The organism is Luteimonas salinilitoris, from assembly GCF_041300785.1.
In the GTDB taxonomy this organism is placed as follows: Bacteria; Pseudomonadota; Gammaproteobacteria; order Xanthomonadales; family Xanthomonadaceae; genus Luteimonas; species Luteimonas salinilitoris.
The window spans coordinates 1-920 of the sequence record NZ_JBFWIB010000055.1 but is presented as its reverse complement, the minus strand read 5'-3'; the positions used below and the strand labels follow the sequence as shown (position 1 = coordinate 920).

Here is a 920-nt window from a genome sequence, read left to right as displayed (position 1 = left end):
CGGTGGATTTCGGCATCGACTTCCACGGCCGGATCGGCGCGCCGATGGCGCGGGTGCTGCTGCGCGAGCTGGAGCCCTACCGGCCGCTGTTCGTCGAGGAGCCAGTGCTTCCCGAGCAGGCCGAACAGTACCCGCGCCTGGCCGCGGCCAGCGCCATCCCGCTGGCCGCGGGCGAGCGCATGTACTCGCGGTTCGAGTTCAAGCGGGTGCTCGCCGCCGGCGGCCTGTCGATCCTGCAGCCGGACCTGTCGCATGCCGGCGGCATCAGCGAATGCTTCCGCATCGCGGCCATGGCCGAAGCCTACGACGTCGCCCTGGCGCCACATTGCCCGCTGGGGCCGGTGGCGTTGGCCGCCTGCCTGCAGGTCGACTTCGTCTCCCACAACGCCGTGCTGCAGGAACAGAGCATCGGCATCCACTACAACCAGCATGCCGACCTGCTCGACTACGTGCGCAACACCGACGACTTCCGCTGCGAGGACGGCTACATCCGCGCCCTGCCCGGCCCGGGCCTGGGCGTGGAGATCGACGAGGAGCGCCTGCAGGCGGCGAGCCGCAAGCCACCGGCGTGGCGCAATCCGCTGTGGCGCCACGCCGACGGCAGCGTGGCCGAATGGTGAGGCGCCGCCGATGATCCGGGGCGCCGCCGCGATCGGTCCGCCCGAATTCCCGGAGCGCGGCGCATGATCGCGATCGACTGGGGCACCAGCCAGCTGCGCGCCTATCGCATCGACGGCTCCGGCGCCGTGACGGCGCAGCGGCGCGCGGCCGAGGGCGCCACCGCCTGCCGCGGCCGTCATGCCGAGGTGCTGCGCGCCTGCATCGGCGACTGGGACGACGAGGTCGTCGTGCTGTGCGGCATGGTCGGCAGCCGCAACGGATGGAGGGAGGTGCCCTACGTCGACTGTCCCGCCGGCGTC

At 72.4% G+C, this 920-nt stretch carries 2 protein-coding genes; both read left to right on the top strand.

Features of this window, described 5'->3' with window-relative positions:
* Nucleotides 1-620, top strand: a 620-nt coding sequence (gene dgoD, locus AB5T46_RS20410) for a galactonate dehydratase (protein WP_370565945.1), incomplete at its 5' end; no start/stop codon positions are given.
* A 63-nt stretch (nt 621-683) separates the two neighbouring features.
* A partial coding sequence (locus AB5T46_RS20405; RefSeq protein WP_370565944.1) for a 2-dehydro-3-deoxygalactonokinase occupies nt 684-920 on the top strand: 237 nt, incomplete at its 3' end.